The 26,412-nt window shown below is 64.1% G+C and carries 21 protein-coding genes, 1 tRNA gene and 1 other RNA gene; 13 read left to right on the top strand and 10 right to left on the bottom strand.

From position 1 onward, the window contains the following. Positions 1-44: 44 nt before the first annotated feature. Positions 45-129 (bottom strand) — tRNA-Ser (locus tag ACFRJ9_RS00795). 304 nt (positions 130-433) lie between these two features. Here ACFRJ9_RS00795 and ACFRJ9_RS00790 point away from each other — a divergent pair. Then, positions 434-757 carry a hypothetical protein gene (locus tag ACFRJ9_RS00790; protein WP_377663365.1) on the top strand — a complete coding sequence of 108 codons (324 nt, stop codon included), beginning with the start codon at positions 434-436 and terminating at the stop codon, positions 755-757. A 15-nt stretch (positions 758-772) separates the two neighbouring features. On the opposite strand, the gene ACFRJ9_RS00785 is transcribed toward ACFRJ9_RS00790, so the two are convergent. Further along, on the bottom strand, positions 773-1,261 hold the full coding sequence (locus ACFRJ9_RS00785; protein WP_377663363.1) for a hypothetical protein: 489 nt from the start codon (positions 1,259-1,261) through the stop codon (positions 773-775). Positions 1,262-1,726: 465 nt separating this feature from the next. On the opposite strand from ACFRJ9_RS00785, the gene ffs reads away from it, so the two are divergent. The 3 genes from ffs to recR all read left to right on the top strand — a co-directional run bounded on the left by ffs (position 1,727) and on the right by recR (position 5,780). Next, positions 1,727-1,823, top strand: an RNA gene (ffs, locus tag ACFRJ9_RS00780) — signal recognition particle sRNA small type. Positions 1,824-1,856: 33 nt separating this feature from the next. Beyond that, positions 1,857-5,147 carry a DNA polymerase III subunit gamma and tau gene (locus ACFRJ9_RS00775; protein ID WP_377663361.1) on the top strand — a complete coding sequence of 1,097 codons (3,291 nt, stop codon included), beginning with the start codon at positions 1,857-1,859 and terminating at the stop codon, positions 5,145-5,147. Positions 5,148-5,180: 33 nt separating this feature from the next. Beyond that, complete coding sequence (gene recR, locus ACFRJ9_RS00770; protein ID WP_377663359.1) at positions 5,181-5,780, top strand: recombination mediator RecR; 600 nt, start codon at positions 5,181-5,183, stop codon at positions 5,778-5,780. Positions 5,781-5,839: 59 nt separating this feature from the next. Here recR and ACFRJ9_RS00765 read toward each other — a convergent pair whose 3' ends face one another. Then, entirely contained in the window at positions 5,840-6,919 is a 1,080-nt protein-coding gene (locus tag ACFRJ9_RS00765; protein ID WP_377663357.1) for a hypothetical protein, read from the bottom strand. 193 nt (positions 6,920-7,112) lie between these two features. Here ACFRJ9_RS00765 and ACFRJ9_RS00760 point away from each other — a divergent pair, with 193 nt between their 5' ends. Next, a complete protein-coding gene (locus tag ACFRJ9_RS00760; RefSeq protein WP_377663355.1) occupies positions 7,113-8,459 on the top strand; it encodes an aspartate kinase in 1,347 nt (448 codons plus the stop codon). Between the two features lie 72 nt (positions 8,460-8,531). On the opposite strand, the gene ACFRJ9_RS00755 is transcribed toward ACFRJ9_RS00760, so the two are convergent. Beyond that, complete coding sequence (locus tag ACFRJ9_RS00755) at positions 8,532-9,203, bottom strand: TetR/AcrR family transcriptional regulator (RefSeq protein ID WP_377663353.1); 672 nt, start codon at positions 9,201-9,203, stop codon at positions 8,532-8,534. Between the two features lie 110 nt (positions 9,204-9,313). Here ACFRJ9_RS00755 and ACFRJ9_RS00750 point away from each other — a divergent pair, with 110 nt between their 5' ends. The 3 genes from ACFRJ9_RS00750 (at position 9,314) to ACFRJ9_RS00740 (ending at position 13,538) form a co-directional block, all read left to right on the top strand. Further along, the gene (locus tag ACFRJ9_RS00750) at positions 9,314-10,585 is read left to right on the top strand and encodes an MFS transporter (protein WP_377663351.1); all 1,272 of its coding nucleotides are present in this window, start codon (positions 9,314-9,316) and stop codon (positions 10,583-10,585) included. Then, the gene (locus ACFRJ9_RS00745) at positions 10,585-13,083 is read left to right on the top strand and encodes a beta-glucosidase (RefSeq protein ID WP_377663349.1); all 2,499 of its coding nucleotides are present in this window, start codon (positions 10,585-10,587) and stop codon (positions 13,081-13,083) included. The genes ACFRJ9_RS00750 and ACFRJ9_RS00745 overlap by 1 nt, the downstream gene beginning before the upstream one ends. 155 nt (positions 13,084-13,238) lie before the next feature. Beyond that, complete coding sequence (locus ACFRJ9_RS00740; protein ID WP_011773410.1) at positions 13,239-13,538, top strand: DUF4193 domain-containing protein; 300 nt, start codon at positions 13,239-13,241, stop codon at positions 13,536-13,538. Positions 13,539-13,654: 116 nt separating this feature from the next. Here ACFRJ9_RS00740 and ACFRJ9_RS00735 read toward each other — a convergent pair whose 3' ends face one another. The 3 genes from ACFRJ9_RS00735 to ACFRJ9_RS00725 form a co-directional block, all read right to left on the bottom strand. Then, the gene (locus ACFRJ9_RS00735) at positions 13,655-14,014 is read right to left on the bottom strand and encodes a lipopolysaccharide assembly LapA domain-containing protein (RefSeq protein ID WP_377663347.1); all 360 of its coding nucleotides are present in this window, start codon (positions 14,012-14,014) and stop codon (positions 13,655-13,657) included. 5 nt (positions 14,015-14,019) lie between these two features. After that, positions 14,020-14,253, bottom strand: a complete 234-nt coding sequence (locus tag ACFRJ9_RS00730) for a hypothetical protein (RefSeq protein ID WP_377663345.1) — start codon at positions 14,251-14,253, stop codon at positions 14,020-14,022. 189 nt (positions 14,254-14,442) lie between these two features. Then, complete coding sequence (locus ACFRJ9_RS00725) at positions 14,443-14,667, bottom strand: hypothetical protein (RefSeq protein ID WP_377663343.1); 225 nt, start codon at positions 14,665-14,667, stop codon at positions 14,443-14,445. Between the two features lie 97 nt (positions 14,668-14,764). On the opposite strand from ACFRJ9_RS00725, the gene ACFRJ9_RS00720 reads away from it, so the two are divergent. From ACFRJ9_RS00720 to ACFRJ9_RS00705, 4 genes are all read left to right on the top strand, one after another. Then, positions 14,765-15,244, top strand: coding sequence for a MarR family winged helix-turn-helix transcriptional regulator (locus tag ACFRJ9_RS00720; protein ID WP_377663341.1), 480 nt, complete (start codon positions 14,765-14,767; stop codon positions 15,242-15,244). A 128-nt stretch (positions 15,245-15,372) separates the two neighbouring features. Continuing rightward, on the top strand, positions 15,373-15,897 hold the full coding sequence (locus tag ACFRJ9_RS00715; RefSeq protein WP_377663339.1) for an SSI family serine proteinase inhibitor: 525 nt from the start codon (positions 15,373-15,375) through the stop codon (positions 15,895-15,897). Further along, the gene (locus ACFRJ9_RS00710) at positions 15,884-16,822 is read left to right on the top strand and encodes a 3-methyladenine DNA glycosylase (protein ID WP_377663853.1); all 939 of its coding nucleotides are present in this window, start codon (positions 15,884-15,886) and stop codon (positions 16,820-16,822) included. Before ACFRJ9_RS00715 ends, ACFRJ9_RS00710 begins: the two co-directional genes overlap by 14 nt. Positions 16,823-16,851: 29 nt before the next feature. Then, complete coding sequence (locus ACFRJ9_RS00705) at positions 16,852-17,241, top strand: serine protease inhibitor (RefSeq protein WP_377663337.1); 390 nt, start codon at positions 16,852-16,854, stop codon at positions 17,239-17,241. Between the two features lie 32 nt (positions 17,242-17,273). Here the strand turns inward: ACFRJ9_RS00705 and ACFRJ9_RS00700 are convergent, their stop codons facing one another. Beyond that, entirely contained in the window at positions 17,274-18,662 is a 1,389-nt protein-coding gene (locus ACFRJ9_RS00700) for an MFS transporter (RefSeq protein WP_377663851.1), read from the bottom strand. Between the two features lie 252 nt (positions 18,663-18,914). Between ACFRJ9_RS00700 and ACFRJ9_RS00695 the strand changes: the two genes are divergently transcribed. Then, entirely contained in the window at positions 18,915-19,790 is an 876-nt protein-coding gene (locus ACFRJ9_RS00695; RefSeq protein ID WP_377663335.1) for a helix-turn-helix transcriptional regulator, read from the top strand. Positions 19,791-19,846: 56 nt separating this feature from the next. On the opposite strand, the gene ACFRJ9_RS00690 is transcribed toward ACFRJ9_RS00695, so the two are convergent. Continuing rightward, positions 19,847-22,930, bottom strand: a complete 3,084-nt coding sequence (locus ACFRJ9_RS00690; RefSeq protein ID WP_377663849.1) for a S8 family serine peptidase — start codon at positions 22,928-22,930, stop codon at positions 19,847-19,849. 366 nt (positions 22,931-23,296) lie between these two features. After that, complete coding sequence (locus ACFRJ9_RS00685; protein ID WP_377663333.1) at positions 23,297-26,302, bottom strand: exo-alpha-sialidase; 3,006 nt, start codon at positions 26,300-26,302, stop codon at positions 23,297-23,299. Positions 26,303-26,412 lie beyond the last annotated feature (110 nt).

The raw sequence follows: 26,412 nt of genomic DNA, 5'->3' as shown, positions 1-26,412 counted from the left end.
CCCGGAAACGCAAAAGGCCCCAGTCCGAGGACTGGGGCCAAACGCGGAGAATGGGGGATTTGAACCCCCGAGGGCGTTAACCCAACACGCGTTCCAGGCGTGCGCCATAGGCCGCTAGGCGAATTCTCCTTGCTTCCGATTCGAAAGCAGATACTACTGTACCTGAGAATTTCAGCATCGTGTAATCGGGCTGAATTGCCACCCCAGGGCGGCGCGCAGGAAGCACCCGTTAACGGAAAAATGGACGCCCCCAACGCGCCCATTCTTGCGGTACCGCCGTTGAGCTGCCGGGTCCGGCCCCTCGCCCCCAGGCCCCGCAGCTCACAATCTTGAGATTGCCCCAATCGGTGTACATACCCATGGTCCGCTGTGACCTATGGATATGCAATGGTTTGGGCACCGTTTTGGCCAAAGTTACTGACAAAATGTCTCTATGTCTCAGCTTCACGCTTTGGTGGTTTACGTGCCCAATTCCCACCTTGAGGCCGTACTCATGGCCATCGGCAACGCCGGCGCGGGACGGATCGGCGACTACTCGCACTGCGCTTTCACCTCGCCGGGAACCGGCCGCTTCACTCCGCTGGCGGGTGCCCGGCCATTCATCGGCAACGTCGGTACGGGCCAGGAAGTGCCCGAAACCCGCGTTGAGTGCGTGGTCGAGGAGGAAATTCTCGACGGCGTTGTGCTGGCCTTGCGGGCGACTCACCCCTACGAAGAGCCGGCTTTCATGACGTGGCCGGTCAATGGGTGGCGGTGAGTGACTGAGTCCCTTTCAAGCAAAGATGGGCATTCGTCCAGCCGCCAGCTCACCGTTGATGACTGCAATCTCGTCAGCCGACAAGAGCGTCACAGCCTCGTCAACGGCATGATTCGAGGCCAGGGCCCAGTCCACGACGTCAGACCAGCACCATAGCTCGACTCCCGCCTGGATAGCTGGGTGGGGGAACGGGAAGTCCGCCTGACGCAGGCCCGCAACCCAGTACGCAACAGCCTGCCTGGTTGCACCGAGGCGATCAGCGATCTCGGTCCTCGTGACGTAGTCGAAATCGACGGACTGAACGTTGCCTCCGAGATCACGCACTCGGGCAACGATGCGGTGCGCGGCCTCCCTGCCGCTCGGGGCGTCTTGGAGCACAGTGGCATATGGGACGCCCGCAAAGCGCGAGACGACGGCATCCAGTTGCCTCACCAGAAGGTCTTCAGTCTCCTCAGAAAGTTCGCCAAGCCTAAGGCGCAACTCGAATGATTGCTCAACGGTCATGGTTCTACAATAACGCCGGGTGTTGACGTGTGACAACACCTAGCGTCGACCTCTGAGTAAGTCATGCTGCCCCGGGCAGCGTCGGGCGTCGCGCATTAGGATCTTGGCCCGCTGGGAGGCGTTTCTGGGCGTACCGTCAACCCGCAGTTGCGCCCCGTCGGGACCGCAGGGGCAATACAAATAGAACTTGTGCCCCTGTCTGCGTAGCGTCCAACCCGACGTGGTCAATATTCGAACCACCGCCAGGACATCCTTATGAATCTCATTGGAGACATCCGCTGCATCCAACCAGTCGCCGTTACCCATGGCACCTCACAGCCGCAGCCCTCTCGGATATCCGTCGTATTGGCAATGGGTTTACCACCGGGCACCGACATGAAAGGGGCATGACCACCCGCCGTCGAGCGTTATCCACAGCCGCGCAGGGGCGATTCGAACCCCGAAGTAAGTTCGGGTAAGCTTATCGACGGCCCCTCATGTGGCGTCATCCTGTTGAACTCCCCCAGGACCGGAAGGTAGCAAGGGTAGATGGGCTCTGGCGGGTGCATGAGGGGTCTCTTATTTAAATGTCAGTCCCTAAAGGTAGGTTTCCCCTGTGACTGTTACAACTGCCCTGTATCGAAGGTACCGCCCGGACTCTTTCGCGGACGTTATCGGGCAGGAACACGTCACAGAGCCGCTGATGACGGCGCTCCGCAAGAACCGCGTGAACCACGCCTACCTCTTCTCCGGCCCTCGAGGCTGCGGCAAGACCACCTCTGCGCGCATCCTTGCCCGTTGCCTGAATTGCGCCGAGGGTCCCACGGACACCCCCTGCGGCAAGTGCCCCAGCTGCGTTGAACTAGCCCGAGGCGGCTCAGGTTCCCTGGATGTCATCGAGATCGACGCCGCCAGCCACGGCGGCGTTGACGACGCCCGGGACCTCCGCGAGCGGGCAACCTTCGCCCCCGTGCGCGACCGCTACAAGATCTTCATCATCGACGAGGCCCACATGGTCACGTCGGCCGGCTTCAACGCGCTCCTGAAGATCGTTGAAGAGCCGCCGGAACACATCAAGTTCATCTTTGCCACCACGGAGCCGGACAAGGTCATCGGGACCATCCGCTCGCGCACGCACCATTACCCCTTCCGCTTGGTGCCGCCGGAACCGCTCATGCAATACCTTGAGCTTCTTTGCCGGCAGGAGAACGTTCCCGTTGCGCCTGGCGTACTTTCGCTGGTGATCCGCGCGGGTGGCGGTTCCGTTCGCGACACCCTCTCGGTGCTGGACCAGCTCATGGCCGGCGCCGGCCCCAACGGCCTGGACTATGAGCTTGCAGTCGCGCTGCTCGGCTACACGCACGCCTCCTTGCTGGACGACGTCGTGGATGCCGTCGCCGCCGTGGACGCCGCCACGGTCTTCCGCGCCGTGGACCGCGTTATCCAGACCGGACACGATCCCCGCCGCTTCGTTGAGGATCTGCTGGAGCGGTTCCGCGACCTCATCATCGTCCAGGCGATGCCCGAAAGCGCCCAGGCCATCCTCCGCGGGATGCCCGCGGACCAGATCGCCCGCATGCGCAACCAGGCCACCAATCTGGGCGCAGCCGAGCTGTCGCGGGCAGCGGACGTCACCAATACCGCCCTCACGGAGATGACCGGCGCCACGTCGCCGCGCTTGCACCTTGAATTGCTCTGCGCGCGCATCCTCCTGCCCAGCTCCGAGCAAACGGAGCGCGGCATCGCTGCCCGCATCGATCGCGTGGAACGTCGCCTGAATTACGCGGGCGACGGCGGCACACCGCCTGTTGCTGGTACCGCGCCCGTTGCTGAAACTGCTTCAGCAACGGCAGGACCGGCAGCCCACGCCGCGCCGGTTGCCCCCGCCGTGTCGGAATCCGCCATTCCATCAGCGCCGGTCACGGCTGCTCCGGAGCCTTCAGTCGAGGCACCGTCCAGGAACGGCCTCACCGCTCCCCGCGTCTCCACCAACGATTGGCCTGTGGAGGACAAGACGGCTTCCGCCCGCCCCGCCGCGCCGGTCCAGGCCGCGCCGGTCCAGGCGGCTCCGGTCCAAGCGGCTCCGGTTGAGGCTACCCCCGTGCCCCAGCAGGCACCGGCACCAGCCCAGCCAGCGCCTACTACGCAGGCCCAGCCTGAGAACCAGGCGCAGCCGGCACCGCAGGCTCAAGAACCACCGCAAGCATCTGCCCCGGCAGCACCGGCATCCGCTCCTAGCGGCGCCGGAGACGTGGAGGCTCTCAGGCGTGCTTGGCCGGATGTCCTGCAGACACTGACCAAGATCAAGCGCAGTACTTGGGCGCTGGTTGAACCGAATGCCCAAGTTGCCCAGTTCGACGGCCAGGTGCTGACGCTCGCGTTCACTACAGGTGGACTTGCGGGTGCATTTGGACGTGCAGACCACTCTGAGAACCTCCGCCAAGCGATCCACAAGACCATCGGCATCGACTGCCAGATCGTCGCAGTGGCTGGCGGCAACAGCTCAGCGAGCTCTGAGCCAAACCCAAAAGCGCCTACTAGCCGGCAAACTCCGGCATCGGCGGGCGCAGCCATGCCTGCGGCAGAGCCGTCGGCAGCGGCAACGGCATCGGCAACGGCTCTGCCGCAGCCGTCGGCAGCGGCCACGCCATCGCCAATGTCTGCTCCTGCTGCTGCTCCAGCTCCAGCTCCTGCTCCTGTTTCGGCCGTCGATTCCGCTTGGGGTCTGGCCCCCGCCAGCCCCGCAGCACCATCCAGCGCCGCAGCACCACCCAGCCGCTCAGCAGCACCCGCCTCACCGGTCCACGAGGAACCAGCACCGGGTCACGAACCAGCAGAGGCTCCGTCGGTTCCACCTCAGGCAACTGAGTCCACGGTTCCCGCCACAATGGCTCTTTCCGAGCCAGGCTCCCCTGCCCCGGCTGCGGCGCCCATCGCCCAGGCTGCGCCGGCGACCCCGGCGGCTGCCGGTGAATACTCCTACCCGGACGACGACTGGGGTCCGCCGCTCGACGAAGACGCTCCGCCGTTGGACGAAGAGCCGCCAGCGGACTGGGAACCGCCAACCGGCTACTCCAGCCGCAGCACACCTGGATCCGACGCGCCTGCCTTCGCCACACCCGCGCCCGCCTTGGCCGCACCCTCGCGGGCACACCCGGCGCCATCGCCCGTCATAGCATCGCCGGTACCTTCCACGAGTTCCACCGTGGCGGAACCAGCCCCAGCGGCAGAACCAGCCCCGGCCGCAAACCCGAGCTCCGGCGTCGTAGCCACCGGCACGTCCGCGGACCCCTGGTCCAGGGCGGTCGAGCAGGCGCCGGGCACCTGGGTAGTGGGTACGGAGTCCAATGTTGGCTCGCGGCCGGGCAGTTCCTCGGAAGACGCCGCCCCCGCACTGGACGCCCCCGATTACGAGCCCGCTGCGGCGCAGGTTCCCGCCACCCCGGCCGGAACATACGGTCATCCAACCGGCGCTGAGCAAAACGCAACCTCCAGCTGGGACGTCGCTCCGGCGTCGAGCTGGCCCGCAGCCGCAACCGCACCCGCAGCGGCAGCTGCCCAGGCACCCGCCAGCGCCCCCGCGGCCTGGCCGTCCACGGCAACGGAAACCCAGGAGTCACGAGGCTCCGTGGCCACGCTGGAGGAGGCCGCGCCGTCCACCGTTCCCGGGGCCCGGCAGAGCCTGTACCAGCGGCTGACCAACAGCCCGGAAGCCCAAGCAGGCCGTGTGCAGGCGCCGGTGAGGACGCAGGCAAAGCCGGACGCCGTGCCTGAGGATATCCCCAGCCCCGAGGACGAAACCATCGAGGAATCGAGGGTCTTTGGGCGTGCTGCTGTGGAGCGTATTCTGGGCGGAAAGCTGATCGAAGAGCGCGCCTTGGACGGTTCTCCCCTGCAAACCCGCTGATTGCAGCATTGATTTCAAACGAACGAGGACATTGTGTACGAAGGTGCAGTTCAAGAGCTGATTGACGAGCTCGGCCGGCTTCCCGGCGTGGGCCCGAAGTCGGCCCAGCGCCTGGCGTTCCACATCCTTGAGGCTGATCCCGAGGACATGAAGCGCCTGGTCACGGCGATCACCACGGTGAAGGAACGGGTGAAGTTCTGCACGGTGTGCTTCAACGTGACTGAGCAGGATTTGTGCAACATTTGCCGCGATCCGCGCCGTGACCCCTCAGTGATTTGCGTCGTTGAGGAGTCCAAGGATGTCCTCGCGGTGGAGCGCACGCGCTCGTTCCGCGGGCGCTATCACGTGCTCGGCGGGGCCATCAATCCGATCGCCGGGATTGGCCCCGAGCAATTGCGCATCCGGGAGCTCCTCACGCGCCTCAATGACGGCGCCATCCAGGAAATCATCATCGCCACGGACCCCAACCTTGAGGGCGAGGCTACGGCAACTTACCTTGCCCGCATGCTCAAATCGATCGGAATCACCGTGACCAGGCTGGCGTCCGGGCTGCCTGTTGGCGGAGACCTCGAGTACGCCGACGAAGTCACTCTCGGCCGGGCGTTCGAGGGCCGGCGCAACGCCTTGGCCTAAAGGCCATCACCACAGAATCGCGCACTTCCATGCCCCCTAGCGCGGACTGAGCTGGCACGTCACGAGGTCGCCCTCCGGGACGTCAACCAGCGTCCCGGTACAGCCACCAGCGCCGCCACCACCACCTGCACCGCAAGGCCGGTCAGGGCAACGGGCACGGTGGGGGCCAGGCCGTCGCTTGATTCCCCGCCCAGGCACGGCACCTCGCGCGCTGGGCCGTCTGCAGCCCATTGGAGCCCGGACAGCACCCACGCCACGTCATTATCCCGGGGCACCAGGTCCGCGGCGACGCTGCCCAGTAGCAGGGCCGGGTTGCTCGCGGCCAGCCACGCGGCCCGTTCCGTGTGCGCCACTTCAACTGGACGAAGGTCGCCGACGCACTCATAGGCAGTGATCCGTCCGGAGTCGTCCCGCTGCACGTTCACGGGCACTGAAGCCTGGTCCATACCCGTGGTCCCGGGCAGCAGCATAAGGGTGAGGGCCACATTCCCGATGCACAGGAATGCCACGAGCACCGCTGCCAAGGCCGTACCCGGCGCGGCTCCGGCAAAGCATGCCCGCGATCCTGCACCGATCAGTCCAAATAGGGCCGATTCCAGGACAACAACTACGACGGCGGCCCCCGCCACGGCGAGTGGCCCGCCAACACTGGCGCCCACCACGAGCAGGACCACGCCGGAAATCACGGCGAAGGCGGCTCCCCGGATGGCTCCAGCCAACAGCAGGGCTGCGATGCTTCCCCGGGAATGCCGGAACCCCCACACTGTCCCGAGGACCGCTGCGGCAATGGCCAGCCAAGCCGCCATGACCAGGTAGATGGCGCTCGGCACGCTTGATTCAAACCATCCGTTGGCTTGGCCCCAACCGGCGACCGCTGCGGCCAAGCCACCAGCGATCACTACCCCCAGGGCGCAGGCCAGCCAGAACCGCCACGACGAAAACGATATCCGGGTATCCTGCCATGCCGCGGCCGCGGCGGCCTTGAACGGTGAGCGGACCGGTGAGGGCCTGGTCGCAGAGTTGTTGAGCCCGCCGTGGGCACGTGGCAGGTCGTCAATCATCCCGCCACCAATGACCTCATATTCAGGCTCATTCCGGCGCGGACCCGAGAGGCCAGGCTCGTCAGGAACCTTGGCCATGGCTCCACGAAATCTTCATGTCATGGATGCTACGCCGGGCGGTGGTGCGCCGGAATGGTGCATGTGGCCGCCATGTGGTCATAATTCCTGCAAGGACTGCACCCGGCGATAAACTGGCCAAATAAGCTACGCGCGCGTACCCAAATTGGTGTGTGCCGCGTTCGAACCCTATTGATGCAGTGAGGGTGCGCGCATGACTATGCCCACTACCGAAGTGAAGATCGAAGAGCTCTCCAACGAGGCTGCCATTACCAAGCAGCTGATCGTTCAGAAGTTCGGCGGTTCCTCGGTTGCCGATGCTGATGGCATCAAACGGGTCGCACAGCGCGTCGTGGATGCGCAGAAGGCCGGCAATGAGGTTGTGGTTGTTGTTTCCGCCATGGGCGACACCACCGACGAACTCCTGGACCTCGCGAGCCAGGTGACGGACTCCGCCCCCGCCCGTGAAATGGACATGCTGTTGTCCGCCGGGGAGCGAATTTCCATGGCGCTCCTTGCCATGGCCATTAACAAGTTCGGTGCCTCCGCGCAGTCCTTCACCGGTTCCCAGGCCGGCATGATTACCGATGGCATCCATGGCAAGGCCAGGATCATCGACGTCGACCCCCACCGCATCCGGACAGCCCTTGATAAGGGACACATTGCGATCGTGGCCGGGTTCCAGGGCATGAGCCGCATTACCAACGAGATCACAACCCTGGGCCGCGGCGGGTCGGACACCACGGCTGTCGCCTTGGCTGCGGCGCTTGAGGCCGATGTGTGCGAGATCTACACGGACGTGGATGGCATCTACACCGCGGATCCCCGCGTTGTGAGCTCCGCCCAGAAGATTGACCGCATCTCCAGCGAGGAAATGCTGGAACTGGCAGCGTCCGGCGCCAAGATCCTGCACCTGCGTTGCGTGGAGTACGCCCGCCGCTTCGGTGTGCCGCTGCACGTCCGTTCTTCATTCAGCCAGCACGAAGGCACCTGGGTCATCCCCGGCGCCGAAGAAAAGTTCAACATTCAAGAGGGAGTTGCCTTGGAGCAGCCAATCATCTCCGGCGTTGCACACGACCGGTCCGAAGCCAAGGTCACCGTTGTGGGCGTCCCGGATATCCCCGGCAAGGCTGCTGCGATCTTCCAGGTGATCGCCGATGCCCACTCGAACATCGACATGATCGTCCAGAACGTGTCCACCCACGGCACCGGCCGTACGGACATCTCGTTCACGCTGCCCATCGTCGAAGGTGCTGACGCGCTGGCGGCCCTGCGCGCAGCTGAGGACCAGATCGGCTTCGAGAGCATCGAGTACAACGAGCACGTTGGCAAGCTCTCCCTGATCGGTGCCGGCATGCGTTCGCACCCGGGCGTTTCGGCCACGTTCTTCAAGGCCCTCTCCGATGCCGGCATCAACATCGACATGATCTCCACCTCGGAAATCCGCATCTCCGTTGTCACCAGCGCTGACAAGCTGGATGACGCCGTCCGCGCCATCCACAATGCGTTCGAGCTCGACGGCGACGCCGAGGCTACCGTCTACGGCGGAACCGGCCGCTAGGGTCCCCACGGGCAACGCCCAAAAGTAAGTAACAGATAAGGCCGTTCTGAGCTCTCAGAACGGCCTTATCTGTTACTTACTTAGGTGGGACGGGTTTGGGTGGGACGGGTTTGGGTGGGACGGGTTTGGGTGGGACGGGTTTGGGTGGGACGGGTTTGGGTGGGGCGGTGCCAGCAGGACGTCGACGAGCTTCCGCAGCCCCTCGGCCATGTCCACGCCCTTGTCATAGAGCCATTGCAGCTGCAGGCCGTCAAAGGCGGCTACTGTCAGCCTGGCCAGCATCACGGCGTCGACGTCTGTCCTGACATCGCCTGAAGCCTGGCGCCTTTTAATATCCGCTGCGATGTCCCGCACCACCGTTTCGTAGCGCTCTTTGAAGTAGCCGTGGGAATCGTGCCCGGGATCGTTGGCGGTGGCCGACGCTACGGCGTAGAGGGTGGTCAGCCCCGGTTCGTGGCGGTTCCGTTCAGCGATGGGGGCCATGAGCCGCAGGCCCACCTCAGCTTCGCCGCTGGTAGCTACGGACCGCTTGTCCCGTTCTGCCAGGACAGCCGTGAGGAGCTCCTGCTTGCCCTTGAAGTAGTGGAACAGGGTGGCTTCCTTGACGCCTACGAGCTCAGCGACGCGCTTGAGTGCGGTCCCTTCGAACCCTTCTGTGGCAAAGACATCCGTGGCCGTTTGGATGATTTGTTCGCGGCGTTCGGCGCCCTTTGCATACTGGCCCCGGGGCTTGGACGTAGACATTGTTTCAGTCTATTTCAACCATCTTAGCCAAAAACCTAGTCAGACTCGATTTTAGTCGCTAGAGTTTTCGTCAGAGACCCAACGGTGGGTCACCGTTCACAGGAGGCAATGTGGCCCTCGATACCAACCAGCAGGCTCCAGCTGCCAGCACCCTGCCTAAAACTGCAGCGATCGGCCCGGCGCCACGCGCCTACGTCATCGGCATGCCCATCGCGAGCGCCGGCCTGTGGATGGCCGTCCTCGCCCCGGCCTTGGTAGTACTCGCCATCAAGGTTTCAGAAATCACCACCCCGGACACCCGGGCCGGTGCACTCAGCCTGGTGGCCGGTGTTGGCGCCTTGGTGGCACTGTTGGCCAACCCGCTGTTCGGACGCCTGAGCGACCGCACCACGTCCCGTTTTGGCATGAGGAAGCCGTGGATTGTCGGCGGCGCCCTCGTGGGCCTGGCTTCGCTCTTCCTGCTGGGCTCCGCAACAGACGTGGCTACGGTCCTGCTGGCCTGGATCCTGGCTCAGCTTGGCTTCAACGCAGCATTGTCCGCTCTGGTGGCAACCCTTCCGGACCAGGCAGCCCCTGCGGAACGTGGACGCCTGTCCGGCCTGATTGGCATGACCTTGCCCGTGGGCCTGGTGGCAGCGGCCTTCTTCGCCCAAATGTTCGACAACGCGCTGCAAATGGCAGTTGTACCCGGCGTTGTGGGTACGGCAGTGGCCATCGCCTTCGCGTTTACATTCAAGGACCGCGTCCTGACGGAGAAGCCCGCACCGTTGAACTTCAAGGAGATCCTCGGTTCGTTCTACTTCAACCCCCGCGCCTACCCCGGCCTGGGCTGGGCCTGGCTCACCAAGTTCATGGTGTACATCGGCTACTGCGCGGCACTGCTCTACCTTCCCTACTTCTTTGCGGACCACCTCAACGTCCCCGAAGCGCAGATCACCAGCCTGGTCTTCCAGGCAACGCTGGTCAGCTCGGTGGGCACCGTCATCACCAGCCTCCTCGGCGGTTACATCAGTGACCGCATCGGCAAGCGCAAGGTCATGGTGATCATCTCCGCCCTGGTCATCATGGTTGGCCTGGTGGTCATCGCAACAAGCAGCACCACCGACCAGGTCATGGTGGGCCAACTGATTGCCGGTCTGGGTCTTGGCTGCTTCGGCGCAGTAGATGTGGCGCTCATTGCCGACCTCCTGCCCTCCAGCCAAACCGAGAATGCCAAGACCTTCGGCGTCTTCAACATCGCCCAGGCCCTCCCCCAGTCCCTGGTTCCCGCGGTCGCCTTCCCTGTCATAGCTTTCGGCGGCTATCCGGCCTTGTTCCTCGGAGGTGCTGCCATCGGCATCATTGGCGCCCTACTCGTCACACGTATCAAAGGAGTCAAATAATGAACCCGACACTGTCCCCCGCCGTCACTGCTCCCGCCCCGGGTTCCCCGGACACTGAGGCCAGGATCCGCGAACTCGCCGGGAGCCTTTCCCTCGAACAGCAGGTCCAACTCCTGACCGGCGCGGACGTCTGGTCCACCCATGCCATTCCGGAGATCGGCCTGTCCCGCGTAGTTATGTCCGACGGCCCCGCGGGCGTTCGCGGCGAAGACTTCGATGAGCGGCATGACTCCGTTTCCTTGCCTTCGTCGTCGGCGCTCTCCGCTACGTGGAGCGTCGAAACTGCCCGCCGCTACGGCCAGGTCCTGGGCCAGGAAGCCCGGCGCAAGGGTGTTCACGCCGTCCTGGGCCCCACCATCAACCTGCACCGCTCCCCGCTGGGCGGCCGCCACTTTGAATGCATGAGCGAGGACCCTCGGCTCACCGCGACCATGGCGGCCGGGTATGTTGCCGGCGTCCAGTCCATGGGCGTTGGCGCCACCCCCAAGCACTACCTGGCCAACGAGGCCGAGACGGAGCGCTTCACGGCTGACTCCATAGTTGACGAGCGCCCGCTCCGGGAGCTTTACCTCGCCGCATTCGAGGACGCCATCACAGAGGCCCGCGCCTGGCTGGTGATGAGTTCCTACAACTCCATCAACGGCACTACGGCCAGCGAGAACAAGCTCCTGGAAACGCCGTTGTCCACGGAGTGGGGCTTCGACGGCGTTGTGGTTTCCGACTGGACCGGTGTGCGGTCGATCGACGCCGCCAACGCCCACCAGGACCTGGAAATGCCCGGTCCCGTAGGGCACTGGGGCCCCAAGCTGCTGGCGGCGGTCAACGATGGCCGGGTCAGCAGGGATGCCATCCTGGAAAAGGTCACCCGCATCCTGCGCCTGGCAGCAAGGGTGGGCTCACTCGAAGGCTTCGAGCCCGCAGTGACCCAGCTCCCCGCCGAACTGAACGGTGCCGCCGTCGCGCGTGAAGTGGCTGTCCGCGGCGCTGTCCTGGTCCGCAACCAGGGCGGCGTCCTGCCGCTGGACGCCACCAAGCTCACCAGCATCGCAGTGATCGGCCACAACGCCGAGGAAGCCCGCACCCAGGGCGGCGGCAGCGCCACGGTGATGCCCAAGTACACCGTCTCGCCCCTTGACGGGCTCAGGAAAGCACTGCCCGACGACGTCAAGGTCACCTATGCGCGCGGCGCCAAGGTAGCCGAGGGCCTCCAGGCCTTTCCCCGGACTTCCCTGCGCAACCCCGTCTCGGGAGTGCCGGGAATCCGGGTCACCTTCCTTGCGGAGGACGGTTCGGAGATCTCCGGCGAAGACCGTTTGGCGTCCCACCTGATCTGGTTCGGGGTGGGTATTCCCGGCGGTGCTGCCTCCATCCGCATCGAAGCGGACTGGACTGCCGAAACGGCGGGCGTGCACCACCTCGGTGTCGGCACCGTGGGGCAGATCCGTTTCGCCCTTGACAGAGCCGAGGTGTTCAACAGCGAGCTTGAGGACGACACGGAGGTCTTGGGAGCCGCGTTGTTCGATCCCCCCAAGACCGTCCACGCAATCGAAACCACAGCGGGCCAGAGCGTTCGGATCGAGGCTGAGTACCAGCTGCCCAAGGATCAGGTCATCCCGTTCACGGCCATCCTTCTGGGTGAGGAAACGGTGGTGGAGGATCCGCAGGCAGAAATCGCTGCTGCCGTGGAGGCTGCCCGGACTTCCGACGTCGCAGTAGTGGTGGTGGGCACCAGCGCCGCCATCGAATCGGAGGGCTTCGACCGCAAGGACCTGGATCTCCCCGGCTACCAGAACCGGCTCGTAGAAGCAGTCGCCGCCGTCAACCCCCGCACCGTGGTGGTGGTGAACTCGGGTTCGCCGGTACTGCTGCCGTGGCTGGACACCGTCAGCGCCGTCCTGCTGGGCTGGTTCGGCGGACAGGAGTTCGGCCATGCCATCACGGACATCCTGCTGGGTGCGGAAGAACCGGGCGGGCGCCTGCCCACCACCTGGCCGGCAGCGCTGGAAGATGTTCCGGTCCTCAACACCACCCCGGTGGACGGCAAGGTGGCGTACACCGAGGGAATCCACGTCGGATACCGTGCGTGGCTTCAGCAGGAAGCCACTGGCGGCGCCGCACCGGCCCTCCCGTTCGGTTATGGACTCGGCTACACTACGTTCGATCTCGGCAAGGCCCACGCACCGCAGGTGGTGACCGCGGGGAACGATGTTGTGGTTCACGTGCCCGTCAAGAACACGGGCACACGCACGGGACGTGAAGTGGTGCAGGTCTACCTGGACCGTGCAGATTCGGCCGTTGAGCGCCCCGTCCGCTGGCTCGCCGGCTACGCCGGAACGCATCTGGCCCCCGCTGGCACCGACAGCGTAGAGGTTCGTATTCCAGCCAAGGCGTTCGCCCATTACGACGGCGGGTGGCAGTTTGAGCAAGGCAAGTTCCGGCTGCTGGTGGGTCGCCATGCGGCTGACAACTTCCAGTCGCTGGACATCGAACTCCGGTAATAGAATGGCAAAATCACCGTGGGTGGCGGCTTTTTTGGGCTGCCACCCACGTGGTTTTCGCCACAAGCTGGAGAAGTGGGGTATGGTATGGAATTTTCGTGGCATGCTGTACGTTGCATACCCGGTAACCCCCTAACACGAAGAGGCATTAAAAAGTGGCAGCCGATTACGACGAACTCCGTACCGATGTAAAAGAGAACCAGGAGCAGTCCCTCCAGGCTCTGCAATCCGCCAGCGCTCCCACGGCCAAGAGTGTCGTGCTTGAACTGGACGAAACCGATGGCCTCGACGCCAACGGCCCCGGCGGCGAAATCGTCGCCGAAGAACTGGTCATCCAGGTTATTCCGCAGGCAAACGACGAGTTCACTTGTCACTCCTGCTTCCTGGTCCGCCACCGTTCGCAGATCGCACGCGAAAAAGATGGCGTCGCCTACTGCACTGACTGCGAAGGCTAAGACGACCCACCACCCCGGCGGACTTAACATCGTCAGGGAGTGCCGCCGTCGGGATTAAATTGCGGAAGGACCGGAGCAAACGCTCCGGTCCTTCCGCAATTAAGGGGCTGCACCACCTAGGGTGCCGCGCCCGGACCACCCACGGCTTTCTGCCTGCGGCGGTTGGTCAGTCTCAATTGAAGGATGCGGGCTCCGCCCGCGAGGGCGACGAGAACGCCGCCTCCAACGGCAGCAATGAACAGGGTGGTGCCTAGCGCGAGGGTTCCTTCCAGCCCGAGGAAACGGACGGTGATCTCGTCCTGGTTTTGTACGAAGAACACGATCAGCAGGACCAGGACCACCAGGCCGACTGCCACTGCCACCCAGACGGCGGCCGTGCGTGTTGGCCGGGAGCTCTCCGCTGCTGGCGGCGTCATCACCCGATCGGGGCTTGCGGGACCTGCAGGGATCCCTGCGGCGTCATCCTGGAAACTCATTGCACCTACTTCATGGAGTAGTCGGTACTGGTTGGACCTGGATCGTTGTTCCGGACTGCGTAGTGATGCCCCTCGGAGTCCGTCTCGACATCGAAGTTCTTCAAGTCTTCCTCGGAAGCCGATTCGAAATCGTCGTGCTTATGCACCACCGGGGTGTCCGTGTCGCCGTGGGTTGCTGGTCCAAAGACGTACGTCAGCCTTTCGGTTACATGCTGGAAGCCTTCCAACTTGCGTCCCATGTTCTTCCACCTCCTTTCTTACGGGAGAGAAAAAACGGCAGGGCCTGCGCGCGCCGTTCGGTGAGGCAATTTTACGCCCGGAGAGCGAAAAAGGCGCGGCCTTCTGGCTCGGCAAATCAACGCCGAGTTGCCAGTTAATGGCAATGTTCCGCGGAAACATGGGCATTAAATGCCATCTCGCGGGGGGATTTAGCGCAGCGACTTGTCTTCCGGGTTGCGGGGAACCACGTAGGTGCTGCCATCGGGCCGGCGGAGGGTTTCCCATTGCTGCGTCTCGGCCTGGCGCTGGATGAGCAACTTCCGGTTGGCTTCCGTCATTTCATGATCAAGGGAACTGCTCTGCGCCGGGCCGAAAATAACCCGGAACTTCCCTGTGGCGCGCATGAACTTCCGGGTAAGGGATTCCTTTGCCACGCTGGATCGACTCCTCTTATTAGATGGTTCAACATGTCCATAGTACGCTAATAGTTAGTACACTAACCAATCGGGGCAGCGAGTGCAGGAGAAAGCCATGACCACCGTCAGCGACACCACCCAGGAAGACGACCTCCTCCTGGAGCGCCAACTGTGCTTCGCCCTCACCGTTGCGTCGCGAAGTGTTGTGGGCGTCTACAAACCCGTGCTGGAACGGCTGGGACTGACCCACCCCCAATATCTGGTGATGCTGGCGCTGTGGGAACGAAGCCCCCGGAGCCTCAGGGACATCAGCGACAGCCTCCTGCATGAACCGGCCACGCTGTCACCACTGCTCAGGCGCCTGGAAGAAGCAGAGTTGGTCACCCGCGAGCGCGTACCGGGCAACGAGCGCGCTTTGGCCATCAAACTGACTGCCAAAGGGGCAGCCCTCCGCGAGCAGGCTACTGCTGTTCCGGGCGAAATCCGCGAGCGCCTGCAGCTCAGCCGCGAGGAAGTCGCCGAACTCCACCAGGCCATGACGGGGCTGATCGCGGCCACGCAGCGCAGCAACGAACCCGTCAGCGAAGCCCGATAGTCGCCACCGGCCAAACCCACGCGCCAAACACAACCTCCCAACCCCCTAGCCAGGCGCCCGGCCGTGGTGGTGTCCTTGAAACGAGCACCAACAGTGCCACGTAAAATGGACGCAACCAAGGAGATTCCATGCGCATGCGAATTGTTCGGCCCCTACTGGCAGTCCTGGCCGTCGCCGGGCTAGCTGCGTGCTCAGGCAGCCCCACACCGGGCACGTCAGGCAGCGCGAGCAACGCGCCGTCGTCGTCGGCTCCCTCAAGCAGCACAGCTACCAGCAGCGCCTCCCCCAGCAGCATGCCGTCAACGCCGGGGCAGGGCAACGCCGAACTGTCCATCACCCTGATCGAGACCCCGGAAGCCGCGCCCAAGACCTTCACACTGGTGTGCAGCGGCGGCGCCCCTGCGGGGGAAAGCAACCACCCCTCCGCTTCCGCGGCCTGCACGTCCATCAAGGACAACCCGTCCTTGCTGAGTCCTGCCCCCACCCGGACAGACCAGGCCTGTACCCTGCAATACGGCGGTCCCGCAACGGCGAAGGTGACCGGCTCCGTGGACGGCAAGGAAGTCACGGCGTCCTTCAGCCGCACCGACGGTTGCCAGATAGCACTGTGGGACGCCGCCAAGAGCGTCCTTGGCTCCGATGGTGGCCTCTAAGCGGCAGCACCTCCCCCAAGAGCAATGGCTCGGGTTGGAGGCTGCCCATCACGCACGCGTCGCGCGTTACGCAGACCCCTACCTGGGCCGGCGCTCGGCCGGGAAAAAGCACCCCGTGGAGGATTTCCTCTTCACCTACTACACGCAGAAGCCGGGCCAGCTGCAGCGCTGGCACCCCGGCGACGGAGTAGTCCTCAGCGGCGATCGCGCCGTCGAGCGCGTCGGGTGGAAGTTCTACCGAACGCTCGACGATGGCGAACTCACCTCACTGGGGCTCACTCCGGGCACGCCGGCGGTCACCTTTGACCGGAACAGCTTCCTTGCCGACCGTACCGAGGCTGTCCGCTTCGCAGGGATAATCCTCGCGGGCACGGCCAAGCGCCCTGCCCAATTCGGTTGCTTCGGCCTGCACGAGTGGGCCATGGTTTACCGGCAGGAGAAGTTCGAACTGCGTCACGAATACCTCAAGCTAAGGCTCGGCGGCGAAGGAACGGACACGGTGGTGGAGGAGAACCGCATCCGTTGCTCCCATTTCGATGCCTTCCGTTTCTACACCCCGGACGCCGTCCCGCTCAATGAGCTCGCTCCCACGCGCGAGAACCAGCGCACCATGGAGCAGCCCGGCTGCCTGCACGCCAACATGGACCTCTACAAGTGGGCCTACAAGCTGACGCCAGCCCTGCCGAGTGAGCTGGTGATGGACTGTTTCGAGTTGTCGTGGCGGATCCGGGCAATGGACATGCAGGCTTCTCCCTACGATCTTGAAGAATGGGGCTACCCGCCCATCAGGATTGAGACACCGCAGGGCAAGGCCGAGTACGTTGAATACCAGCGGGCTTTCGCGGCCGAATCCCAGGAGCTGCGGGTCCGCGTGCTCCAGGCAGTAGGACCGCTCTTGGATGAGCTGAGCGGTTTAGCTGCCTGAGCACCCGCCGCCACCAGCGAAAGGTCACCATGGTTTCCGCAAACAAGAGCGAGTACGACGTCGACCTGACAGTCACGCTGACAGAGGCGCCTGGCGCCGACAGCCGGGAGTTCCACCTCCGGTCCGCCGCCGGCATCCTCTCGCCTGACCCGGAATCGATGCACTCAAACTTGCCGGACGCGCCTGCGGCGCTTGCCGCCGTCGAGCAGTTCGGGGAGGAAATCTTCTTCCCCGAGCCGCGTCCGGACCGGATCTGCACGCAGCAGTACGGCGGCCCGCAAGTGGCGGTAGTGACGGGATGGTTCCGCGGACGCAAGGTCCACAGCCAGTTCAGCCGGACCGACGGATGCGAGATCGCGCGCTGGAAAACGCTGGCCGCCTTGCTGGGGAACACCGGGGGCTCCACGGGCGCCGTGTAAGTTCCAGTCGTTAAGTTCCGCGGGGAATTCCCTCAGCTGATGGCCGGGGCGGGCTTGCGGAGGAACAATCCCACCACCAGGGCCGTGAGCAGGCACAGGCCCGCATTCACCCAAATGGCTGTGGCTACTCCGCTGAGGACGGCAGGGGCATCGTTGTTCCCGATTGCCAGAACCCGTGCCGTGAAGATGGCGCTCATGATCGGGATACCCATGGTGATGCCGATCTGCTGGCTCATGGTTGCCAACCCGGTGGCGAGGCCTTCCTCGTCATCGGGCAGGCCGGAGGTTGCGGTGACCATGAATCCGACGATGACCACGAGGTTGGCCACGCCGCCCACAAATGTGGCGACCAGCAGCAGGGCGATGGAGGCTGGGCCGACGCTGAGCAGCACCAGGGCGCCTGTGGCGATTGCCTGGACGATGAATCCGTAGACGATCGCTTTCTTGTTGCCGATCTTTCCGATGACTTTGGGGCCCAGGACGCCACCCAGTACGGTTCCGAGGCCCAGGACCGCGAAGGCCAAGCCGGCACCGAGCGGGGTGTAGCCGAGGACCTGCTGCAAGTACAGGGTCAACAGGAATACCAAGGATGTTTCCGTGACGAAGGCAAGGATGCCCGCGATGTTGCCCCAGGCGACGGTGGAACGCTTCAAGATCTCCAGCGGCACCAGAGGTGTTAGTGTCCTGCGTTCCACGGCCACGAAGGCAACGAACAGCACCACGGCTGCTGCGAGGGAGCCCAGCGTCAGCGGATCAGCCCAAGAGTGTTCAGCGGCGTTGGTCAAAGCAAATACCAGGGCCAGAAGGCCGAGGGTCACCGTGATGGCGCCAGGAACGTCCAGCCTCAACTTGGTGGCCGGCTTGCTCTCGGCCAGGACAATCGGGGCAATGATGAGCACGGCGATGGCCACGGGAACATTGATGAAGAAAGCCCATCTCCAGCTGAGCAGGTCCGTCAGCAGTCCGCCCAGGATTGCCCCCGTGGTGAACCCGGCAGCCATCAGGGAACCGTTGAGGCCCAATGCTTTATGGCGCACTGGACCTTCCGGGAACGAAGCCAGCAGCAATGAAAGCGCCGCCGGAACAACGATTGCCGTCGCAACGCCCTGCCCAACGCGGGCGATGAGCAGCAAAGCGGGGTCGGCGGCCAGGCCACCGGCGAACGACGCTGCGCCCAGCAAAGCCATACCGATGATGAACATCTTGCGGCGGCCTGCGATGTCCGCGACCCGCCCGAACAACAGTGTCAGCCCTGCGGCGCAGAGCGCGAACGCCGTCGCGATCCACTGGAGGTTTTCCAGGCTGAATCCGACATCTGCGCCGATGGTGGGGAGCGCAACGTTGAGGATCGAGAAGTCAACAGCGAGGGTGAAGCTCGCCGTGAGCAGGACAATGAGCGCTACCCTTTGGCGGCCAGTCATCTGCGTTGAAGGTTCGGCCCGTTCTGAAAATTCGCCGGGCCGTTTGGCGTCGATGAGGGGTGGAACGTCGAGTCCCGTGGTGACTTCCGGTTGCGTGGTCATAGGAGTGTTCCTTCTCTGGAGGGGTCACCGCCCGCGGACGGCATCTTCACAACTCCACATTCACGGAATGCCCAGGGATCAACCACACCCCCTTCTGCCTACCCCTGACAGTGACAGGACAGGATAGGACAACAACGGCAGAATGGGCCCATGAGTAATCCAAGCGAACTTGGGGAGTTCCTTCGCGTCCGAAGAGCTGCCTTACAGCCAGAGGACGTTGGCCTTCTGAACTACGGCATCCGCCGCGTACCTGGCCTCCGCAGGGAAGAACTCGCCATGCTTGCCGGCGTCAGCAACACGTACTACACCCGCTTGGAGCAGGGCCTCAGCAACAACGCCTCCGAAGCGGTCATCGATGCCATCGCCCGGGCGCTCGACCTGAACACCGACGAGCGTGCGCACCTTTTCAATCTCGCGCGGCCGGGGACAGCCAAAAGGCGAACCCCCACCAAGCCGGACAAGGTAAGACCCGGCACGTTGCGTCTTATCAGGTCGATGCCCGGCACACCCGCCATCGTCTTGGGACGACGCAGTGAAGTGCTCGCGTGGAACCGCCTTGGTCACAGACTCGTGGCCGGCCATCTGGATTTTGATGCGCCCGGGACGCCTTCAACGCGGCCCAACATGACGCGACTATTGTTCCTCGACCGCCACACCCGTGAGCTTTACACGCGATGGACCGAAGAGGCCACCCGTGCCGTGTCGTCGTTGCGACTGCTCGCAGGCCGGGCCACCAATGACCCCGAACTTGCATCATTGGTTGGCGAATTGACCATGAACAGTGAAGAGTTCGCCACGTTGTGGGCACGGCACCCTGTTGAGAACTGCATGTCCGGGTTGAAGTACCTGCATCACCCCGAGGTAGGCGATATTGAGCTCAACTTCGAGGTCCTGTCCCCACCCGACGAATCGGGACACCGGATCCTGATGTACGCCGCCGACCCCGGGACGCCCGCGGCCGAAGCCCTGCAATTGTTGACTTTCAGCGATGCCGGCGTAGCGGACAAGGCCCACGTTCGGGGGTAAGCAAAGTGGCCGGCGGGAAACCCGCCGGCCACTGCCGTTATTGAATCAGGTGCCCACTAGCCGGCGTTGTTGCTCTGCGTCGGCTCGTCAGCGCGGATCTTGCCGCGGTGCTTCTTGTCCTTCTTGTCCTTCTTCGGGTTTTCATCGTCCGGAACCACTACCGCGCCGCCCGGGTTCACCAGGACGGTGACGAAGGTGGGCTCACTGGTGCCTGCGAAAGTGAGGCGGCCGATGTACGAGCCCGGAGTCAGCTTCTTCCAGTTCAACGAAATCTGCCCGGTCTGGCCGTTGGCGAGACGGATCGGGTTGGGCGTCACACTGGCATTGCCTTGGTTGGCCCCCAGGACAGCGGCATCAACGGTGGCCTTGGTGGGCTGGTTGTTGGGGCTCGCGTAAAGGTTGGCGAAGACGTAGTAGTCACCTGGCGCCGGGTTGGGGACGGACAGGGTTTCGCTGGCCGATGCAGTCGCGGCCGGCAACTGCTGTCCGGCCGGAGTGAGGACCAGCATGTCGAAGTCCGCGGCCTCGTTGGAGGATATGACCGAGAACTTTGCCAGGGCACTGCCCGCACCCACGGTCACCTTCTTCACGTAGTTGGAGGCATTGGTCTCGCCCGCGAACGGACCGGGAACCAGTTCAACTGCGGAGGAATCGGCCTTGGAGAGGCCATCGATGGTGACTCCCACCGGCAGGTTGGTGCCGGAGGTGATGTTAATGGTGGCCGAGCCGTTGGGGCCCGTTCCTGTGAAGGCCAGGGCCTTGTCCGCGATGACGGACTGCGGCCGGACGGCGATCGGCGAGGTGACGGTCTTGTTGGCACCCTGCCAGCTCAGCGAACCCATGGCGAACTTACCCAGCTCGGCGTTCTTGTTTTCGAACTGCACCTTGAACGTCTTCTTCTCACCGGGAGCACCGAAGTTCAGTACTGACGGCGTGACCTTGACGTTGACGCCGGGAACGTTGACCGTGGCGCGGTAGATGCCCGGAGTCAGCGCGGTGACCGTACGGGTGACCTCGATCTTGCCGGCGAGGTTGCCCAGCGCGAAGGAGGGGACGTTCATGTCGCGAGGCTGCGTGGTTCCCAGCCCCTCAATGCCCAGGTCCATGCCCGTGCCTTGAACGAACTTGAGGTAGTCCTCGGTGGTGGCATCGTAGACCAGGCCGGGGCTGAGGACCTTGGCCGGGTCCACTTGGCCGGCACCCGTAGCGAAGACGTCCTTGTTGACTGTGCCGTTGGCCAGTTTGACCGGGCCGGCGGTGGTCATCATGGCGGACTTCACGGTGGCCGGGGACCACTGCGGGTTCTTGCTCAGGATGAGCGCGCCGAAACCTGCCACGTGCGGGGAGGCCATGGAAGTTCCGGACAGGAAGCCGAAGTTGTCGCCACCGGTACCGATGGGCGAAACACCCGCGAGGATGGCAACGCCGGGAGCGGACACGTCAGGCTTGAGCAGGTCCGAGTCCGTGGCGAGCAGCGGTCCGCGGGAGGAGAACCCGGCGATCTGCGGCTGCGCTTCAGCAGGCAGGCCCGTGGTATCGCGGTTCAGCAGGGACACGGTGATGGCCGGGTTGGCCGTGACCTTGTCCTTGATGGTCTGCGTGGCAGGCGGGTTCACGTGAACGGTAGGAATGACGTGCTTGTCGGTGTCCAGGGAGGAATCCGTGAGGTTCACCAGGATCATGCCAACGCCGCCGCCGCGCAGCACTTCGGCGCTCTTGGCGGTGCGGTCAACAACGCCGCGGTCACAGACAACCACCTTGCCGGCCACCTTGGCCGGGTCCAGGGACCCGGGAGCACACAGCGCCGCGTCACCTGTGCCGCTTGCGGCGTTGGTGGAAAGCACGACGCCGGCCCCGCTCACCTCGCGGTTCATGATGCTCGCTCCGCGGAATTTGCTGCCGTCGGAGAACTGGATGGTGCCTTGGAGTTCCTGGGAGAAGGAGGTGGCGGCAACCGTGGTCAGCCAGGGGGCTCCGTGGTTGACGGTGCTGGCCGTGGGGCCGGAGTTGCCGGCGGAGGTTGCCACGAAGATGCCGGCGGACGCTGCGGAAAGGAAGGCCAGCGAGACCGGATCAGTGGTGGACGTGGTGGAGCCGGAAATGGAGTAGTTCAGGACATCCACGCCGTCCAGGATTGCCTGCTCGATCGCGTCAACCGAAGCGGAGCCGTAGCAGCCGCCTGTAGCGGGATCGGTGTCTTCCCAGCAGACCTTGTAAATGGACAGCTTGGCGGCCGGTGCGATGCCGCTGGTGATGCCAAAGCTGCGTCCATCCACTACGGCGTCAACGTTGGCGTTGCCCGCTGCGGTGCTGGCCGTGTGGGTTCCGTGGCTGTCCACGTCCACGGCCGAAATGACTTCTTCAGGGGCGCGGTTTTCCGGGGGAACAGTCTCGAGGAAGGCGTCCGCGAAGTAGTGCGTGCTGAGGACCTTGGAGTTGCAGGCGGAGCCGTCGTAGTCGGCCCCGGTGTCGGTGCCGGCCTGGCACTCGCCAATGAAGGTATCGCCGTCCGCCTTGAGCATGGCGATCTTGCCGTCAGCGGTGCGGTAGGGAACGCCCACCTTGGGGTTGCCCACCAGGGGGCCTACGGGCTCACCGGCGAAGAAGGGGTTCGAGGGGGTGTAGCCGGTGTCGATCACGCCAACTACGGTGCCCTTGCCGGCGTTTTCCTGGCCCCCGTATTGGGTGGCCCAGGTGCCCTTGGCGCCGCTGAGCTTCAGGAAATCGGTGGTGGAGTAGTCGGGGGCGTATTGCGTGTCCGGTGCCACCATGAGGACTTTGGGATCCTTGGCCAGGTTGACGGCCTGGTCCGCTGTCAGGTTGGCACTGAAGCCGTTGACGGCGGTAGTGAAATCACGCTCGATAGTGATGTTTTCCTGCTGGGCGACTTCCTGCTGCTTCTGCTGCAGGTGCTCCTGGTATTCCTTCACCTGGGTGCTGTCGGCGTCGAGCTTTTTGCCTTCCTCCGGTTTGGTCGGCGCGAGACCCGCCGTGCCGCCGTCGTAAGTAGCCGCAGGCTTCTCGGCGAGGACCACCATGTAACGGCCGTCCTTGTAAGTGCTGGGGTCAAGGTTCTTCTTGGCCACCCCTGCAACATTCCCGGGTGCTGTCTCCGGCGTGGGAGCGGCCTGGGCCGGCATCGCCAACGAAGAGAGCAGCAACGGCAAACCGACGGCGAGTGCCGCGGCCTTTCGAAGCCCCCCGCTTCTGACGAAGCTCTTTCCTTGTGATTTCACTAGTGCTTGCACCTTTCACTGAGGGAGGCCCGGGCTCCATCGCCATGGCCTGTCAACTTTAGTCGGTTGGATTAGTGACAGTTCTTGTCAAAAATGCCCAACCAGCCGAGTCACAGAGTACCTAGTGAGAGCCGAATATGACATACAGCACATTTCAAGAATTTTGTCTTGTCACAGCTCCGGTGATTCGTCATGAAACGACCAACAACGGACCGCAGGAATGTCCTGCGGTCCGTTGCCCGTTCACGTTCACGTTCACGCCGGAAGGGGTCAGCCCTTGGGCGTTACCTGCAAGCGGTCGAAGGAGACTTGAACGCCATCCTTGTCCAGGACCACCACGTCATCGCGGCCGTTCTTCACATCGGAGGGAAGGATGAACTCCACAATGTTGTCCGTGGTAGGGAAGATCCAGCCCAGCCGATACTCCGTTTTGTTCAGGTACACGTAATACCACTGCCCGTAGTCGAGGCCCTTGAGCACCACCTTTTGGCCGGTCCGGTACTTGTCCGCGGTGCCCAGGTCAGTGGGCGGCGTACCCAGATTCTGCCGGGAGATTGCAGGCTCAGAGCCCGGCTGGGCCGGCTGAACCGTCAGTGACAAGGGGTCACCCTCCACGGCTGTCGCGGCCTGCTTGGAACCGTTCCACGCCGTCGCCTCGAAAGTGATCGCGCCTAGGCTGCCGGACGCAACATCTGCTGCCGTCAGCACGTGCTCGTGTGTAGCGGTCACGCTGTCACCGGCAGCAAGGACCGCCGCGGAAATGCCCGCGTCCTGCGCCTCCACGCCGGTCAGCGCTACGTTGCCGGCATTGCCCACCGTGTACGTATAGGTCACGGGATCGCCCACACTGGCGAAGCGGTCTCCATCAGCGTCGCTCCATTCCGCGGACACTGTTCCTTCAAGCTTGGGCTCGCGGACTTTCAGGTCCACTTCTCCGCCGTTCACCGTGATGGTCTTGGTGCTTTGGCCGGCCGAGCTGACGTCCCACGAGGTGGCGGGAACGAAGAAGCCCCGCTCTGCTTCCTCTGCGGTCACTGTGTGGCGCGGGGTGGTGCATTGGTAGCTTTGGCCCGCCGGCAGCACACCGTAACGGCAGTTGCCCGGACCTTCCGGAAGGAACGGGCTGAAGTTGCCGACGGTGGGCACTACCTTCTCCACCAGCTGGCTCGTGTTCTTCACCGTGAAGGTGTACGGGACCAGGTCACCGGCCGCGTACGGCTGGGTTGCGAGGTCACGCCCGACGTCGGCACGCGCCCCGCTGATCTCGGCAGTCAGCAGCCCATCGCGCAAGGCGACCGCAGCACCGGTGAACGGCACCGTCTTGGTGAGCGACGGCGTCGTGCTGGCTGTGATGCTGAAGCTCGCCTCCGGCACGAAGTAGCCGCGTTCGATGTCGGCCGCCGTGATCACATGCTTGGCAGTGGTGCAGTTGTAACTGGCGCCCGCGGCGAGGTTGTTGAACCGGCAGTTGGGGGCCGACGGCGGCAGGAACCCTGAGTCGAAGTTCCCGGACACCGGCACTGCGTTGGCCGTGACGTTGGCAGTGCTCTTGACGTTGAGCGAATAGCTGAGGACCTCGCCCACCTGGTAGGGACTGGCCACGACATCGCGGGCCGGTGCCGTACCGGTGATGGCCAGGCCTACCTGCGGCGCCACCGGCACGGTAGCCGTGAAGGTGAATTGCGAAACCCGGCCGTTCGCCGTCGTGAAGGCGGCATTGAGGTTCTGCGGACCGCTGGCATTGGACGGAGCCGTCAGGGCAACGTTGACGGTCACCGAGGCGCCGGGGGCGACGTCGGGAACCGGCACCGTGGTGGCGGACCAGCCACTGGGTGTGTAAACGGTGGCCGTGGCGCCGGACAGAGTGCCGGATTCCTGGTTGGTGACGGTCACGGGGACCTGCTGGGTAGCCCCGGGAGCCGTGGTCACAGCGGGGACTGACAGCGGGGCACAGGCATAGTTCAGCCAGGCGTCGTCGAACTTGGCGAACGGCATGTTGTCCGTGTAGTTGCCCTCGTAGAGCACGCCGAACTTACCGTCCTCCAGGCGGGTGACCGTGGAGTAGGCGGAGAAGCCGGAGCGGATGGTGCGGACGCCCGGCCAGGTGGCGCCGTCGTCGCAGGAGACGCGGGCCGAGACATTTTCGCGGCCGGTCTTGGAGTTGGCGTTGGTGAAAATGAGCTTCTTGGCGTCGGCCGAACCCTGCGCTGCGTTCGGGAACATGCGCGCAATGGCACCGTTGTTGGCCGGATCCGGGAGTTCAGTGTCCTGCGTGACCGGGCCATACGTGGCGCCGCCGTCGCTGGAAATGGCCACCTTCCGGTAGCCCAGGTTGGCGTTGTCGCGGGAGTTCAGGAGCACCCGGCCGTCGGAGAGTTCCACGGTTTTGTTCTCGTCCATCCGATCGCCCACATTGGCACCCTTGTGCCACGTGGCGCCGTGGTCATCGGAGTAGACGCTGTAGGCCTGGATCTTGTTGCTGCCATCTGCCTGGCGTACGTCACCGGCGTACTGCTGGATCAGTCGGCCCTTGTACTGGCCGTACTTGAGCTGGATGCCCTCGCCGGAGGACGCGAAGTTGGAGCGGACGTCGCCGGCCACGGGGCTGGACTTGCTGGTACCGGGCTTGGTGACGTTGGTGATGAGCTTTGGCTGGCTCCAGGTGAGGCCACCATCCGATGACTCGATGACCGCTGAGGAGATTACGGTCCTGTCGGCGTCGTCGTTGCCGAACTGGCTGCCACCGAAGCCCTGGTCTTTGGAGAACACAAACAGGGCGAAGACCTTGCCTGCCTCGGCGTCGTAAATGTAGGAGGGATCGCTGTAGCCGTACTTCGGTCCGTTGGCATCGCCCACGTGCCCGGCGGCGATGACGGTAACCGGCCCCCAGGTCTGGCCGCCATCGGTGCTCCGGCGCTGCACGATCGAGTTCGCGTTAGGGGCATCTGCGGCAGAGCCGGGACGGCCGTCCCAGGCAGCCAGCACCACATTGTTGCCCAAGTACGTCAAGGCGGGGATCCGGTAGAAGAAGTTGGCGGCCGTGCGGTCCGCCCCGATATTGGCTTCAGTGAAGCTGCCGGGTGCTGCAGCAGGGTTGCCGGGTGGAATCGGAGCTGCCATGGCCGGGAGGCCGAGTCCGGCCAGGAGGCCCAGGCTCACGGTGCCAACCGCGGCGATGCGGGTGAGGGGGAATGCAAGGGATCTCAAATCCAGTGTCCTTTCGAAACGGCAGAGAGCAATCGACGAGGCATCCAACGGGCTTGTGTTACGTGCCACGTCGAACGTCCTACAACCATAGGGTGTTGGTCGTCACATTGCTAGGGATGAAGCTGAAGGAGCCGCTCGCTGCGGTGAAGCGGTAGCCTCATTGCGTACCGGCTACCCCT

The sequence above is a fragment of the Paenarthrobacter sp. NPDC056912 genome, from assembly GCF_042786555.1.
In the GTDB taxonomy this organism is placed as follows: Bacteria; Actinomycetota; Actinomycetes; order Actinomycetales; family Micrococcaceae; genus Arthrobacter.
The sequence above is the reverse complement of the archived record's forward strand: the minus strand, read 5'-3'. Positions and strand labels throughout refer to the sequence as shown.

Excerpts from the sequence above, each read along its gene's own strand:
- ACFRJ9_RS00760 (WP_377663355.1), top strand. The coding sequence starts at position 7,113 with ATGACTATGCCCACTACCGAAGTGAAGATCGAAGAGCTCTCCAACGAG.
- ACFRJ9_RS00735 (WP_377663347.1), bottom strand. The coding sequence starts at position 14,014 with ATGAGTTTCCAGGATGACGCCGCAGGGATCCCTGCAGGTCCCGCAAGC.
- ACFRJ9_RS00715 (WP_377663339.1), top strand. The coding sequence starts at position 15,373 with ATGCGCATGCGAATTGTTCGGCCCCTACTGGCAGTCCTGGCCGTCGCC.
- ACFRJ9_RS00765 (WP_377663357.1), bottom strand. The coding sequence starts at position 6,919 with ATGGCCAAGGTTCCTGACGAGCCTGGCCTCTCGGGTCCGCGCCGGAAT.
- ACFRJ9_RS00705 (WP_377663337.1), top strand. The coding sequence starts at position 16,852 with ATGGTTTCCGCAAACAAGAGCGAGTACGACGTCGACCTGACAGTCACG.
- ACFRJ9_RS00785 (WP_377663363.1), bottom strand. The coding sequence starts at position 1,261 with ATGACCGTTGAGCAATCATTCGAGTTGCGCCTTAGGCTTGGCGAACTT.
- ACFRJ9_RS00695 (WP_377663335.1), top strand. The coding sequence starts at position 18,915 with ATGAGTAATCCAAGCGAACTTGGGGAGTTCCTTCGCGTCCGAAGAGCT.
- ACFRJ9_RS00745 (WP_377663349.1), top strand. The coding sequence starts at position 10,585 with ATGAACCCGACACTGTCCCCCGCCGTCACTGCTCCCGCCCCGGGTTCC.
- ACFRJ9_RS00710 (WP_377663853.1), top strand. The coding sequence starts at position 15,884 with ATGGTGGCCTCTAAGCGGCAGCACCTCCCCCAAGAGCAATGGCTCGGG.
- ACFRJ9_RS00720 (WP_377663341.1), top strand. The coding sequence starts at position 14,765 with ATGACCACCGTCAGCGACACCACCCAGGAAGACGACCTCCTCCTGGAG.
- ACFRJ9_RS00690 (WP_377663849.1), bottom strand. The coding sequence starts at position 22,930 with ATGCCGGCCCAGGCCGCTCCCACGCCGGAGACAGCACCCGGGAATGTT.
- ACFRJ9_RS00700 (WP_377663851.1), bottom strand. The coding sequence starts at position 18,662 with ATGACTGGCCGCCAAAGGGTAGCGCTCATTGTCCTGCTCACGGCGAGC.
- ACFRJ9_RS00755 (WP_377663353.1), bottom strand. The coding sequence starts at position 9,203 with ATGTCTACGTCCAAGCCCCGGGGCCAGTATGCAAAGGGCGCCGAACGC.
- ACFRJ9_RS00790 (WP_377663365.1), top strand. The coding sequence starts at position 434 with ATGTCTCAGCTTCACGCTTTGGTGGTTTACGTGCCCAATTCCCACCTT.
- ACFRJ9_RS00730 (WP_377663345.1), bottom strand. The coding sequence starts at position 14,253 with ATGGGACGCAAGTTGGAAGGCTTCCAGCATGTAACCGAAAGGCTGACG.